Consider the following 13596-nt stretch of genomic DNA (forward strand, 5'->3'; position numbering starts at 1 on the left):
GCACCTCCTTGGGCTATTTTAGCCAACTGCCACCAGATTGGTCAATTGCTGGTTGGCAAATTGTACGCCAGCTTGCAATAAAGCTTGCACCTGCTCAGCATTGGCAGCTTCGGCATAAATGCGCAACACAGGCTCGGTACCTGAGGGTCGAATTAAGAGCCAGCTTTGATCGGCAAGCAAATATTTGACTCCATCGCGATCATTAATTGATTGTAAGGCCACCCCAGCAATTTCTTGGGGCGCTTCGGCTTTGAGCGCATGCACCAAATCGGCCTTTTTAAATGGTTGCACGCGCTGATCGATCCGATCATAGGCGAATGGGCCATATTGGTGTTGCAACTCCTCAATTAATTCATGCAACGGTTTGCCAGCGCGGGCCACAATTTCAAGCAACAGCAAACCCATCAAAATGCCATCGCCCTCGGGCACATGGCCCAAAATCGAGATGCCGCCTGATTCTTCGCCACCAATTAATACTGGCTCAGCCAACATCAGATCACAAATATGGTTGAAGCCCACTGGCGTTTCTTCCACCCGCAAATCGTAGGCTACCGCCAAGCGATTGATCAATTGGGTGGTTGAAATCGTTTTGACGACTAAACCGCGCTGGCCTTTGGTTTCGATCAAGTGGCGCAAGGCTAGGGCAAAAATTTGATGTGGGCTAACGAACTCGCCACGGGCATCCATCGCCCCAATCCGATCAGCATCGCCATCGGTTGCCAGCCCCAAATCGTAGCCATCGCGGCGAATCATTTCAGCCAATGGTTGTAAGTTGCGGCCAATTGGCTCAGGGTGTAAGCGGCCAAAGCCAGGGTTCATATCGCCATGAATTTCGGCTACCATCACGCCCAATTCACGCAACCAACGGGCAATATAGCCACGCCCAGCGCCATACATTGGGTCGATTGCCACACGCAACGAGCTACGGGCAATCGCTGAAAAATCAATTAATGTGCGCAAATGGGTTAAATAGGCCGGCAATGGGTCGAAGCGCACGACCTCACCCGCTTGGGCGGTGGTGTTTTCTTGCCAAACTGGCTCAGCATATAAGGCTGCCCGCCCAGAGTGTTGTAAATCGCTAATCCGGGCCTCGATTTGCTTCATGGTTGCGGGCAAGGCCGAGCCACCAAAGGCTGCCTTGACTTTAATCCCGTTGTAGCGCGGCGGATTATGGCTGGCGGTAATCATCACGCCGCCTTGGGCCGCCAACTGTTTAACTGCAAACGACAAAGCCGGAGTTGGACAATCGGCTTTGCTTAAATAGACCGCCAAACCATTGGCAGCCAATACATTTGAAACTGTAATCGCATAGCGATCGGAAAGAAAGCGCGTATCGAAGCCCACCACCGCTTGCGTTACCTCGCCAGCAGGAGTTTCAGCCAGCAACTGCTCGGCGATTGCTTGGGCCACTAAACGCACATTTTCAAAGGTAAATTCTTCGCTGATGACAGCACGCCAGCCATCAGTACCAAAGTGAATTGCCACAGGTTTCGGCTCCTTCATTGGAATTCAATGCCTGTTGTACAGACAATTACGCCATTGTACCGCGAATTTAGCACTTGTTGCGATATGAAATTTCAAGCCGAATTAAGGCTTGGGCAGCCGCTTTACAGGCTATTTTGCCAAGGTTGATCAAAACCAGCAAAGCAGGTGGCACACTTTTTGCTTTATAAGCAATCAGGAAATCGAAATAATGATTGTAAACATCAGTTAGGTAACAAAGGAGTTAATTGTATGACAACCACAGTTGTAGGTGTATTCAGTTCAGACGCACAAGCTCAAGCCGCTGTTCGCGATTTACAAGCACTTGGTATCACCAATGATGCTATTTCAGTTGTCGCTCGCGATACCAGCCGCGCCGTTGATGCCGATGGGAACTTGGTCACCGTCAGTGACGATCATATGACTGCTGGCGAAGGCTTAACTGTTGGGGCCGTTTGGGGCGGATTGGTTGGCTTGGCCGCTTTGGCAATTCCAGGCATTGGGCCATTAATTGGTGCAGGTGCGTTGGCTGCTGCGCTAACAGGCGCGGTTGCAGGCGCAGCCACTGGTGGGATCGCCGGAGCTTTGATCAACGCTGCTAGCGTGCCCGAAGATCAAGCCTATGTCTACGAAGAACGGGTCAAAGCTGGTAGCACCTTGGTCACGGTGCACGCCGACGACAGCATGGCGGCCCAAGTACGAACTACCTTACGTCAAGCAGGAGCCGAACGCTTCCAATGGGATAGTGATACCGATTACGACCAAAGCAATGAGCAAGCCTATGCCGATAGCAGCAAAGTTGGCACAGTCGGCGGTGGTGCTGCTGGCGCGGTAACTGGCGCAAGCATCGGCGCTGCTGGTGGCCCAGTTGGCGCGGTGATCGGCGGTGTCACTGGTGCAGTGGTTGGTGGCGCAATTGGAGCCGCTGGTGATACCGCTGGCGAAAAAATGGATGATCGCACGATTGATAGCGATTATCCGCATAGCACTGCCTACGATACTACCAATGCCTACTCTAGCAATGCTACCTATGATCAAATGACTACCGTCGATACAACTCGCGAAGCCATGGCTAATCGTGATTACAGCACCACCAACGAAATGCCGGTGAACAATCGGATTGAAAACGCTGTGCGCGATGTGACCACCGATGATCAAGGCCACGATACCTTCCATGCTGCCGACCAAGCCTACGATAACAGTAGTAAAGTTGGTACTGCTGGCGGCGGCGCTGCTGGCGCGGTAACTGGCGCAGCGATTGGTGCTGCTGGTGGTCCAGTCGGTGCAGTCGTTGGCGGCGTGGTTGGTGGGGTTACTGGCGCAGCAATTGGCGCAGTTGGTGATACCGTTGGAGAACAAGCTGATACCGAAACAGGTGCATTCAGCCATGATAATCAAGCACAATATCGAGGCACCGCCAACGCAGTCGGTGATAAGTTACGCGATGCTGGCAATAGCGTCGAACGCAAACTTGACCGTGATCTCGACCGCGATGGCGATGTAGGTCGCCGGGGCTAAAGCCCAATTCCTCCAGGTGCTTGGGCAGCGGAGCAAGCTTGCTCCGCTGCTATTTTTGCTCTTCAGCAACTGCCATCAACGCCTGTTGCAACACATTCAAGCCATATTCAACTTGGGCTTGGTTGAGGATAAACGGCGGCGTAAGGCTTAGCACATTGCCATGCATGCCGCCGCCAAGCACCAAAACCCCTTGGGCTTGGCACAAACTCACCACGTGCATCACCGCTGCGGGATTTGGTGTAATCCTATCGGCTTGTACCAACTCTAGTCCGATCATCAAACCGCGACCACGCACATCGCCGACCAAAGCACAGTTTTCAGCAATTGCAGCTAGGCCACGCAATAAGTTCAGGCTTAATTGATTAACTTGATCTAACGTATTATGTTCAGTTAATACTCGAATTGCGGCAGCGGCCCCAGCGCATGCCAAGGGATGACCCATAAATGTGCCAGTATGCAAGGGTTCGCCATTAACCTGCCAATGGGCCATATGTTCAGCGCGGCCAACGCAGGCCGCAATTTGCAAACCACCAGTCATGCCTTTGCCCATACAAATCAAATCTGGCTCAATCCCATCGTGATTCACGCCCCACCACTTGCCAGTGCGCCCCCAACCAGTAAAAATTTCATCAGCAATCAACAAGATTTCATAGTGATCACACAGTTGGCGCAAGCCGCGCAACCAACCATCAGGCGGCACAATTTCGCCCTCACGACCTTGGACTGGCTCAACAATTAATGCGCCAATCGGGCTAGCACTGGTTTTGATCAGCTGCTCGGTGGTAGTTAATGCCCAATCCAAGCAATCACCAGCCTCACGCCAACGAAATGGATAGGGATACGGGGCACGTTGAACATGGCTCGACAGTTGCGGCAAGAATGGTTGGCGAAAATCAGCCCGATTGGTTGCCGCCAACGCCCCATAACTCAAGCCATGATAACCACCAGTAAACGCAACAACTCCCGGTTTTTGGGTTGCAAGCATAGCAGTTTTAAGGGCAATTTCGATACTTTCAGCGCCACCGCCGGCCAAAAACACCCGTCCATCAGCAATTGGCGCATGCTGTTTAATTAATTGAACTAATTCAATCCGCGCTTCATGGGCAAACACATCGCCCATGCCGTGAATCAAGCGCTCGCTTTGAGCTTGAATTGCCGCCAACACCGCTGGATGGCGATGACCAATCCCGACCACCCCAAAGGCTGCCGCAAAATCAAGATAACGATTGCCATCAACATCAGTTACCAACGCACCCTCGGCCTCGGCCCAAACGATACCGCCAGGCAAGGTTAGACTTGGCGCTTCGCTGGCTGCCAATTGCGCTAACAACGCTTGGCTGCGTGGCCCAGGCACAGCACTGATAATTTTGGGTAACATGCTCTATTCCATTCTTAATTATGTTCAGGATCAAAAAACCCATGGCTGCCAAAGCAACCATGGGTATTGTAGCAAGCTTCACGTTTTTACAAACGAGCGCCGCACTCAGGGCAGAACACCGCTTGACCAGCAACTTTAAAGCCACAGCTTGGGCACAACCGCTCAATCGGAATCGCACCGCTATCGACTGGTGGCGCAGCAGGAGCCTCACTTGGTGGCGCATAGCTGGTTGGTGGCACATAATTTTGGGCCTCAACTGGCGGTGCATACGGCGCTTGTTGTGGTGGCACCGATGGCGCATACGGCTGAGGATAGGCTGGTGGTGGCGGGGTTTGCACTGCCACAAATTGCTCGTTTTGGGCACGTTCTAATTCAGCTTGGGCGGAAGTCAAACGCGCTTGCAAATCGTTGATCAAATTGACCAAACTAGTAACTTCGGGCGCAGTCAAAACACCTTGTTGGTGTAGTTCGTAGGCGCGTTGGCCCAACAAACCATAATTTGTGGCAATTTGCTGCTGCATATCGCCAATATCGCTGCGAACGCGACTGGTACGTTGTAATTTGTCGGCCTCGAACTTGGCGCGGTCAACACCTTGCGAGAGTGTTCCTTTAAGATTGTCGAGAAATCCCATATATTCCTCCTACAATAGCCTGGAAACCATGGCTACAAGCCTATTCTAGCGGAAATACACCTCAAATGCTACCTCCCGCAAGCCTTGGGCCATGGGTTGGTTTAACGTTGCCAAATGCTCACAAGTTGCAGCAGGTTATACCCCAGTTGGCACATCAACGAAGAAGGTTTTTACCCGAAATGTTTGCTCCAGGTGTGCGCCCAATGCCTTAACGCCCAACGTTTCAGTATGATAATGACCTGCGCAAATCAAGGGCATATCGGCCTCGATCGAGGGGAAAACCGCTGCATAATTGACTTCGCCTGTCAGTAAGGCATCGCAGCCATCACGTAGCGCTTGCTCCAATTCGCTGGCTCCATCACCCGAAACTACCCCAACTCGTTTGATCCCACGCGGGGTTTGACCCCAAACTTTGATCTCGTTTTCAGGAATTGCCAAGATGCTTTTGACATGGGCAACCAAGCCTTCAATACTCAATGGCGTGGTCAGTTGACCAATAAAGCCCAACATTTGGCCGCGATAATCGCCAAATGGCTGAACCATCTCCCAGCCTAAAAGCTTGATTAATTGGGCATTATTGCCAACTTCGCCATGAGCATCAAGCGGCAAATGCGAGGTATACAGCGAACAATCAGCTGCCATCAAGCGTTTGATTCGGCGGCCAAACCAGCCAACCAAAGGCTGAGCATTGCCCCAAAATAAGCCATGATGGGTCAGCAACAAATCGGCGTTACCAGCAATTGCCGCCTCGATTGCCTGCAATGAAGCATCAACCGCCAGCGCGATGGTTTTAACTTCATCGCGCCCTTCAACTTGCAAGCCATTTAAGCTTGCATCGCGAAATTTGGCGGTTTGCAAATAGCTATCCAAATAACGCACCAACTCAGTTAGTTGCATGATTTCTCCTATTCGCCTTGAATGCGAGCAGCAACCCGTTGGCGAAATGGCGCAATCAACAAGCCAAACAACCAACGAATTGGCCATAAGAGCCAGCCAACCAGCGTATCAACTATCGCGGCTAACGGTAAGCCTAAACGCAAAAATTGTTTGAGTGGCTTCAAGAATGGCAAGCGTGAAAGGGCCACGGTCAAGCCCAAGATTGTCATCGAAATTACAAATTTCAGGCCATGTGGCGTTTCAAGATGCCAAACAATTTTGATCACCGATTCGGTGCCAATTGCCAGCAACAAGGCAAATGCGGCATGCTCAAGGTTTGGCTCCCATTCGATCAAGTTGGTAAAAATTTGCGCCGCAAACCGCATCACCAAAATCCCAATCGCTACGCCTAAGCCAATCACCCAAAAGCGCTTTTGCGGATCAGCATTCACCGCAACAACAACATTATCGAGGCTAAAGGCAAGGTCGATCATTTCAATAATCAAGACAGTTTGCCAAAAACCAGTGACTCGTTGCTTGGTCTCACCATGTTCAACTTCTTGATCTCGGCGATGCACATGGGCAAAGTGATTGACACTCAGCCAAACCAAATAGCCCGAGCCAATCGCCAAAACCCATGGATTTTCGGTAATAATGAAGGCCACCGCCAACATTAACCCACGCCCAACATAGGCTCCAATCAGGCCAACTTTTAATGCAGCCGCTTGTTGCATACCCAAAAAGCGCTCGCCATGACCCTGCATCCATTGCAGCCATTTTGGCCATGGAATCGGCTGATCTTGCGGCAAATGCGCCACCATTGCGCCTAATACTGCGGCATTATCGATCGAAAGAATCCCTTCGAGAAACACTAAAAGAAACACAATTTGCAGAATATCAAAAATGTCTTGCCACACGTCGTCGGTATCCTTTCATGATAACTGATTGATCCACTAGGATTAATTATACGCCACCTGCACGAATTCGCGATGAATAGAATGTTGATTATTGATTAACCAACATACTCCTAAAACCAAAGATGCTAGCCTTCGCTAGCACCTTCATTCGTACAAGTTGATCAGGTCGGATTGATCAAAATACGTTAATTTAGCCGATTTGGTTACGCACTTGTTTGGTCGCGGTGACCATGGCTTGCAGCGCTGCTGCCACTTCAGCATAAGTCCGAGTTTTCAAGCCACAATCGGGGTTAATCCACAGTTGGGTGGCAGGTAAATAGTTGAGCAATTGCTGCATCCGAGCAACCAATTGTTCAACCGTTGGGATATTCGGGCTGTGAATATCGTAAACTCCAGGCCCAATTTGTTGGGTGTAGCGGCCTTCTAAGTCAGCCAACAACGAACCGGCACTGCGTGCATCCTCAATGCTAATCACATCAGCATCAAGCGCGGCAATTGCCGCAATAATGTCGTTGAAATCGCTGTAGCACATATGGGTATGAATTTGGGTGCTCGGTTTGGCCTCGCTAGTCGCAATTCGAAAGGCTCGCACGGCCCAATCAAGGTAGTTTTGCCAATCGTTGCGGCGCAATGGCAAGCCCTCACGAAAAGCTGGTTCATCGATTTGAATAATGTTAATGCCTGCTGCCTCTAAATCAGCCACTTCATCGCGCAACGCTAAGCCAATTTGGACGGCAACGACGCTACGTGGCAAATCATCACGCACAAAACTCCATTGCAACATTGTCACTGGCCCAGTCAACATGCCCTTGACAGGACATTCAGTCAGCGATTGAGCATAGGTGGTTTCGGCAACGCTCAAAGCCGCCGTGCGATAAACATCGCCAGCAATCACTGGCGGGCGCACACAGCGACTCCCATAACTTTGCACCCAACCTTCTTGGGTTGCCACATAACCCGCCAAATGTTCGGCAAAAAATTGCACCATATCGTTGCGCTCTGGCTCGCCATGCACCAACACATCAATTCCCCACTGCTCTTGCAGGCCAATCACATGGGCGATTTCAGCCTGAATTGTGGCAGCATAGCCATTTGGGTCACGTTTGGCTTCAGCGCGGGCTTTGCGCAAGGCCGCCGTTTGCGGAAACGAGCCAATTGTCGTGGTTGGCAACAGTGGTAAATTCAATTTAGCTTGTTGCAATGGCACACGTTCAGCATAGGCCAAACGGGCTGGCGTTTCAGCACCCAAGCCAGCGCTCCGCTCACGCACTGCTGGCACAATTCGGCCAACTCCGTCAAGCCATTGCTGACGCGAGGCCAACGCGGCATCCCACCTTGTTTGCACGCTTGCAATGCCTTCGCGCAAAGCCTGAGCTAATAATTCTAGTTCAGCTAAACGTTCTTGGGCAAAAGCTAAACCGCTGCTAACCGCAACTGGCAAATGACGTTCAGCAGTCACGGTTTCGGGCAAGTGTAACAATGAACATGAGCTGCTCAAGATCAGACGGTCTGGTGCGACAAATTCGCTTAATCCAGTAATTTTGGCATGCAAATCGGCTAAATCGCTACGCCAAACGTTGCGCCCATTAACCACACCAGCGACTAAAATTTTATCCTGGGGAAAGCCATGATATTGAATTGCAGCCCAATTGGCATGGCCTTGTACCAAATCTAAGCCCAAGCCATGGATTGGCAATCGACAGAGTTCGCGATACCATGGCGTAACATCGCCATAATAGGTTTGCACCACGATCTTGCCGTACTTGCTCAACTCGCGGTAGCAGGCAGCGAAGGCTTGCCATTCTTCCTCAGTCACATCGCCAACCAAAGCAGGTTCGTCGCATTGAATAAATGCCAGATCACAATCATTCAATTCACGCACAATTTGGGCATAGATTGGCGTTAGTTGTTGCAGATGCTTGGTTAATTCAGCCCCCGCCAAGCGAGCCAAACGCAAGAATGTCCAAGGCCCAAGCAGCACTGGACGAGCTTTTGTCCCAACCAGATTCTGAGCAAAACGCACTTGCTCCAGCACCAAATTGGCTTGGAGTTCCCAGCGTTCAGGAATTTCTGGCACTAAATAATGATAGTTGGTATCAAACCATTTGGTCATTTCCAAGGCTGGCAGACCATCGCGGCCCCGCGCCATGGCAAAATAGCCCTGTAAATTATGCGCATCAACCTTGCCAAAGCGTGCTGGCACGGCTCCCAACATCAGCGCTGTATCCAACACATGGTCGTATAAACTAAAATCGCCAACTGGCACCAGATCCAAGCGTTGGGCTTGGATCGCCAAACGATCTTGGCGCAGTTCGTTAATTGCCGCCCGAAAACCAGTTTCATCGAGTTTGCCACTCCAAAAGCGTTCCAAAGCCTGCTTGTATGGACGGCCAACGCCAACCCGTGGATAGCCCACGACTGTTGTTTGAAAATTCATGATTAATCCCATTCTAGGCTGGCCGCTGATTGATATTCAGTGACCCGCGTCTCGAAAAAATTCTTCTCCTTGGTCAAATCGATCGTTTCACTCATCCATGGAAATGGATTTTGTGAGCCATATTGGATTGCCAAACCGATCCGTTGTAGTCGGCGGTCGGCGATATATTGCACATAATCGCGGAACATCGCTGCATGCAAGCCCATTACACCACGTGGCAAGCATTCAGCAGCATATTGGGCTTCTAATTCAACTGCTTGGCGAATTAATTGCACAATTTCAGCTTGAAATTCATTCGTCCAAATTGCTGGATTTTCAGCTTTGATGCCGTTAATCAAATCGACCCCAAAATTCAGGTGAATTGTTTCATCGCGTAAAATATATTGAATTTGTTCGCCAATACCGGTTAGTACATTGCGGCGATGTAATGAAAGCAGCATTACAAAGCCGCTATAGAAGAAAATGCCTTCCATAATCACGTAATAGCCAATCAAATTTTTGACAAAGGTTTGCATACCTGCGAGATTTTCGGTGCTAAATTGTGGGTCAAGCACCGCCGCAGTTAATTGCATCTCAAATTGATCTTTTTGGCTAATCACCGGGATTTCATGATACATATTGAAGATTTCATGTTCATTTAAGCCCAAGCTTTCAACAATATGTAAAAATGCGTGGGTATGAATCGCCTCTTCAAATGCTTGGCGTAATAAATATTGACGACATTCAGCATTAGTAATATGCCGAAAAATCGCCAAAACAATATTGTTGCCAACTAAACTTTCAGCCGTAGCGAAAAAACCTAAATTGCGCAATACCATCAAGCGTTCATCAGCCGATAGATTCGTTGAACGCCAAATTGCAATATCACCAGTCATCGCAACTTCATTGGGCATCCAATGGTTAGCACAACCATTCAGATAATGCTCCCACGCCCAGCCATAGCGCAACGGCATCAATTGATTGACATCGACTTGATTACAATTGATCAAGCGTTTATCGCTAGCATTAAAGCGGCCAAATTGTTCAATCATCGAAAATTCCTTGTTACTCACAGGCTTCACAGCTAGGATCATCAATTGGACAAACGTTATCGCTCAGCACGCTGGCCGATTCGCTGCGATTGCGCATCCAACGTGGTTGCACCCCAAAACGATTGATATCCAAGGTCGATTTTTCAATTTGGGTCGCGGCCAGCGTGCGTAGATAGTAGGTGGTTTTCAAGCCCATGCGCCACGCCGTCAGATACATCTCATTCAAGCGGTTGCCGCTGGTTTCAGCCACATATAAATTGAGTGATTGACCCATATCAATCCATTTTTGGCGACGTGCAGCGCAGGCAATCAGCCATTCGGGGGCAATTTCGAAGACGGTCAAAAATTGGGCTTTGAGTTCAGCCGGAATTCGTTCGATTTGACTGATTGCACCATCGTAATATTTCAATTCGGCCAGCAAATCAGCATCCCACAAGCCGCGAGCTTTGAGTGCATCGACCAAAGCTCGATTGACCGTGGTGAAATCGCCCGAAAGATTGCTTTTGACATATAAATGGCGATAGGTTGGCTCAATTGATTGGCTTGTACCAACGATATTGGCAATTGTGGCGGTTGGGGCAATTGCCAACAAATTGCTATTACGAATGCCATATTGAGCCAAAGCCTGGCGCAGCGGTTGCCAATCGTAATGGCTGCTATGATCAAGTTCAGGCTTGGTATCACGTTGATCGGCTAAAATTGCCAAACTATCGATTGGCAAGATGCCACGATCCCATTTCGAGCCACGAAAACTTGGATACGTCCCGCGTTCCCGTGCCAATTCAATCGAGGCGGCAACCGCAAAATAGGCAATTGCTTCCATCGAACGGTCAGAAAATTCGACCGCCGCTTGGCTGGCATAGCCAATATTTAACGCGTACAAAGCATCCTGAAAACCCATCAAACCCAGGCCAATTGGCCGATGGCGGGCATTGGCTTGAGCTGCTTGGTGGCGCGGATAAAAATTAATATCGATCACGTTATCGAGCATGCGCACTGCCGTCGTAACCGTGGTGCGCAATTTTTCGAGGTCAAGCGAGCCATTGCTAATATGTGCCGCCAAATTAATCGAGCCAAGATTACAAACCGCAATCTCATCTGCCGAGGTATTGAGCAGAATTTCGGTGCACAAATTGCTGCTATGAATCACCCCAACATGATCCTGAGGAGAACGCAAATTGGCAGCATCCTTCCAAGTAATCCAAGGATGGCCAGTTTCAAACAAGCGTGTTAACACTTTACGCCAGAGTGATACTGCCTCAACTTGGCGAGCTGAACGCATGAGGCCTTGAGCCACCAGCGCCTCATATTCGGCGTAGCGCACAGCAAACGCTTGCCCATACAAATCATGCAAATCGGGCACTTCATCGGGCGAAAATAACGTCCATGCGCCATTGCTCAACACCCGTTCCATCAACAAATCGGGAATCCACAGGGCCGTGTGCATATCGTGGGTGCGACGGCGCTCATCGCCGGTTGGTTTGCGCAAATCAAGAAAATCCTCAAGATCAGCGTGCCAAGCTTCAAGGTAAACACAGACAGCACCCTTGCGTTTGCCACCTTGATTGACCGCAATCGCTGTATCGTTGACAATTTTGAGGAAGGGAATTACGCCTTGGCTCACGCCATTTGTACCGTGAATTGGTGCACCAAGGGCACGAACCGAAGTCCAATCGTTGCCCAAACCGCCCGCCCATTTTGAAAGCATGGCGTTATCGCTGATTGCTCCGAAAATTGCCTCAAGATCATCGCCGACCGTCGAGAGATAGCACGATGACAATTGAGGGTGATTTGTCGCTGCATTGAACAGGGTTGGGGTGGCCGAAGTAAAGTGGAATTGCGACAACACCGCGTAAAAACGCAAGGTTTGGGCTTCACGATCAGCTTCATTCAAAGCCAAGCCCATTGCGACGCGCATCCAAAAAACTTGCGGCAATTCACGGCGCAAGCCCTGCCACTGAATAAAATAGCGGTCATACAGGGTTTGCAGGCCAGGATAGGCCAAAAGAGCATCGCGCTCGGGAACAATTGCCGCCGCCAAACGCACCAAATCAAAGCTAGCAAGTTTGGAGTCGAGCAAACCTTGGGCAATTCCAGCCTGAATATAATCAATAAAGGCACTAGCATAGCGCGGAGCAACCGCTGCAGCAGCCAAATATTCGCCAAGAACTTCAAAGTGAAGTTGACTGGCCAAGAGTGCAGCGGCCACAAAACTATAATCTGGCTCCTGCTCAATCCAACTGCGAGCGGTTAGGATACAGGCCTGCAATTGCTCGGCAGCCGTCATATTGGGATAAAAGCCCAAGCTAGCAGCCTGCCAGAGCGTAGTCGCGTCAGTTGTTTGGGGATAAGCAGCACAGGCTTCAATAATTAATTGATAAAGCCATGGAGTTTGTTCAGCAGAGGCGCTAGCCCCAACTTCGATCTCATTCATAGAGCATCCTTAATTGAGCTAAATAAAAAAATGCCTGCTCCCTAGCGGAACAGGCATAAACCATTACCAAACCATGGGCAGCAGCCCATGGGCATTAATTGCAAGCGGCAATGATCACCCCCTTTGACGCGAAGGGACATCTTGATCAACTCGAACTGAGTGGGCATTCGGACTTAGCATTAAGCCATACCGTTGCGCGACAGTGCCGGAATCTCACCGGACTTTCCCCAATATTCCAGCCAAGCTACGACACTTGGCCTCAGACGAAAAAATTTTGTAGGCTGTACTGTAGCAGAAGCCTGATCAGTCGTCAATCAAGCTAAAAGTGGGCTACTTTGCAGTCGATTAGCCCATTGCAAAGCGCTAAATCAGCTATGTACTAAACCACGCCACCGAGCAGCAAGCCCAAAAATTGGCAAAATTGCCGAGCAACCCTAAAAGTCCTAGTAATTGGGCTAGGCCATTAGCTAGCTAGCGCAATAGCTAGGATCAAGCCAGCATAGCAAATGACAGAAATTCTTAAAACGCTAACCATTCTTGGCGGTCTGAGGTTCGATAGCTTTAACAATTGAAGGTGGTTTGTTGGCCAGAGATAGTACAACACTCCTAGCCGAGAACGATATTGGTGGGAAAAACCCCAAAAAAAGCTCTTGACAAGAACAAATTGGTTTTGTACACTCTGAGTACGAATTAACCGCACTTGCCAATCGATGTTTATGTGAAGCAAATAGCATTACAACGTTGCAATAGCTAAATACATGGGGTGAGAGAATGTATTTGGTTAAAGCAGGCACACTCAGTAAGCGCAAAAATCACTAATCGGAAAACTCGTTTCTCGACGGATACGAATTTGATTGATTGGAATGTTTTTGTAACAACTCTATCGCTTTG

At 49.7% G+C, this 13596-nt stretch carries 9 protein-coding genes and 1 riboswitch; of the genes, 1 reads left to right on the forward strand and 8 read right to left on the reverse strand.

Annotation, left to right across the window (positions count from 1 at the left end; genetic code table 11):
* Positions 1 to 18: 18 nt before the first annotated feature.
* On the reverse strand, positions 19 to 1485 hold the full coding sequence (locus ABEB26_RS05325; protein ID WP_345720935.1) for a phosphoglucomutase/phosphomannomutase family protein: 1467 nt from the start codon (positions 1483 to 1485) through the stop codon (positions 19 to 21).
* Positions 1486 to 1734: 249 nt separating this feature from the next.
* Here ABEB26_RS05325 and ABEB26_RS05330 point away from each other — a divergent pair, with 249 nt between their 5' ends.
* The gene (locus ABEB26_RS05330) at positions 1735 to 3000 is read left to right on the forward strand and encodes a general stress protein (protein ID WP_345720937.1); all 1266 of its coding nucleotides are present in this window, start codon (positions 1735 to 1737) and stop codon (positions 2998 to 3000) included.
* Positions 3001 to 3049: 49 nt separating this feature from the next.
* Here ABEB26_RS05330 and ABEB26_RS05335 read toward each other — a convergent pair whose 3' ends face one another.
* The 7 genes from ABEB26_RS05335 to ABEB26_RS05365 form a co-directional block, all read right to left on the reverse strand.
* Entirely contained in the window at positions 3050 to 4378 is a 1329-nt protein-coding gene (locus ABEB26_RS05335; protein WP_345720938.1) for an aspartate aminotransferase family protein, read from the reverse strand.
* Between the two features lie 86 nt (positions 4379 to 4464).
* Entirely contained in the window at positions 4465 to 5010 is a 546-nt protein-coding gene (locus tag ABEB26_RS05340) for a zinc ribbon domain-containing protein (RefSeq protein ID WP_012190110.1), read from the reverse strand.
* A 135-nt stretch (positions 5011 to 5145) separates the two neighbouring features.
* The gene (locus ABEB26_RS05345) at positions 5146 to 5907 is read right to left on the reverse strand and encodes a Nif3-like dinuclear metal center hexameric protein (RefSeq protein ID WP_345720939.1); all 762 of its coding nucleotides are present in this window, start codon (positions 5905 to 5907) and stop codon (positions 5146 to 5148) included.
* An 8-nt stretch (positions 5908 to 5915) separates the two neighbouring features.
* Positions 5916 to 6803 (reverse strand): TerC family protein, encoded by an 888-nt coding sequence (locus ABEB26_RS05350; RefSeq protein WP_345720940.1) that lies wholly within the window; start codon positions 6801 to 6803, stop codon positions 5916 to 5918.
* A gap of 190 nt (positions 6804 to 6993) precedes the next feature.
* On the reverse strand, positions 6994 to 9240 hold the full coding sequence (metE, locus tag ABEB26_RS05355) for a 5-methyltetrahydropteroyltriglutamate--homocysteine S-methyltransferase (protein ID WP_345720941.1): 2247 nt from the start codon (positions 9238 to 9240) through the stop codon (positions 6994 to 6996).
* 2 nt (positions 9241 to 9242) lie between these two features.
* The gene (locus ABEB26_RS05360) at positions 9243 to 10271 is read right to left on the reverse strand and encodes a ribonucleotide-diphosphate reductase subunit beta (protein WP_345720942.1); all 1029 of its coding nucleotides are present in this window, start codon (positions 10269 to 10271) and stop codon (positions 9243 to 9245) included.
* A 13-nt stretch (positions 10272 to 10284) separates the two neighbouring features.
* A complete protein-coding gene (locus ABEB26_RS05365; RefSeq protein ID WP_345720943.1) occupies positions 10285 to 12705 on the reverse strand; it encodes a ribonucleoside-diphosphate reductase subunit alpha in 2421 nt (806 codons plus the stop codon).
* A 153-nt stretch (positions 12706 to 12858) separates the two neighbouring features.
* Positions 12859 to 12946: riboswitch (adenosylcobalamin-variant (AdoCbl-variant) riboswitch) on the reverse strand.
* Positions 12947 to 13596: the final 650 nt, after the last annotated feature.

The sequence above is a fragment of the Herpetosiphon gulosus genome (assembly GCF_039545135.1).
Classification (GTDB): Bacteria; Chloroflexota; Chloroflexia; order Chloroflexales; family Herpetosiphonaceae; genus Herpetosiphon; species Herpetosiphon gulosus.

Excerpts from the sequence above, each read along its gene's own strand:
- ABEB26_RS05360 (WP_345720942.1), bottom strand. The coding sequence starts at position 10,271 with ATGATTGAACAATTTGGCCGCTTTAATGCTAGCGATAAACGCTTGATC.
- ABEB26_RS05340 (WP_012190110.1), bottom strand. The coding sequence starts at position 5,010 with ATGGGATTTCTCGACAATCTTAAAGGAACACTCTCGCAAGGTGTTGAC.
- metE (WP_345720941.1), bottom strand. The coding sequence starts at position 9,240 with ATGAATTTTCAAACAACAGTCGTGGGCTATCCACGGGTTGGCGTTGGC.
- ABEB26_RS05365 (WP_345720943.1), bottom strand. The coding sequence starts at position 12,705 with ATGAATGAGATCGAAGTTGGGGCTAGCGCCTCTGCTGAACAAACTCCA.
- ABEB26_RS05335 (WP_345720938.1), bottom strand. The coding sequence starts at position 4,378 with ATGTTACCCAAAATTATCAGTGCTGTGCCTGGGCCACGCAGCCAAGCG.
- ABEB26_RS05330 (WP_345720937.1), top strand. The coding sequence starts at position 1,735 with ATGACAACCACAGTTGTAGGTGTATTCAGTTCAGACGCACAAGCTCAA.
- ABEB26_RS05345 (WP_345720939.1), bottom strand. The coding sequence starts at position 5,907 with ATGCAACTAACTGAGTTGGTGCGTTATTTGGATAGCTATTTGCAAACC.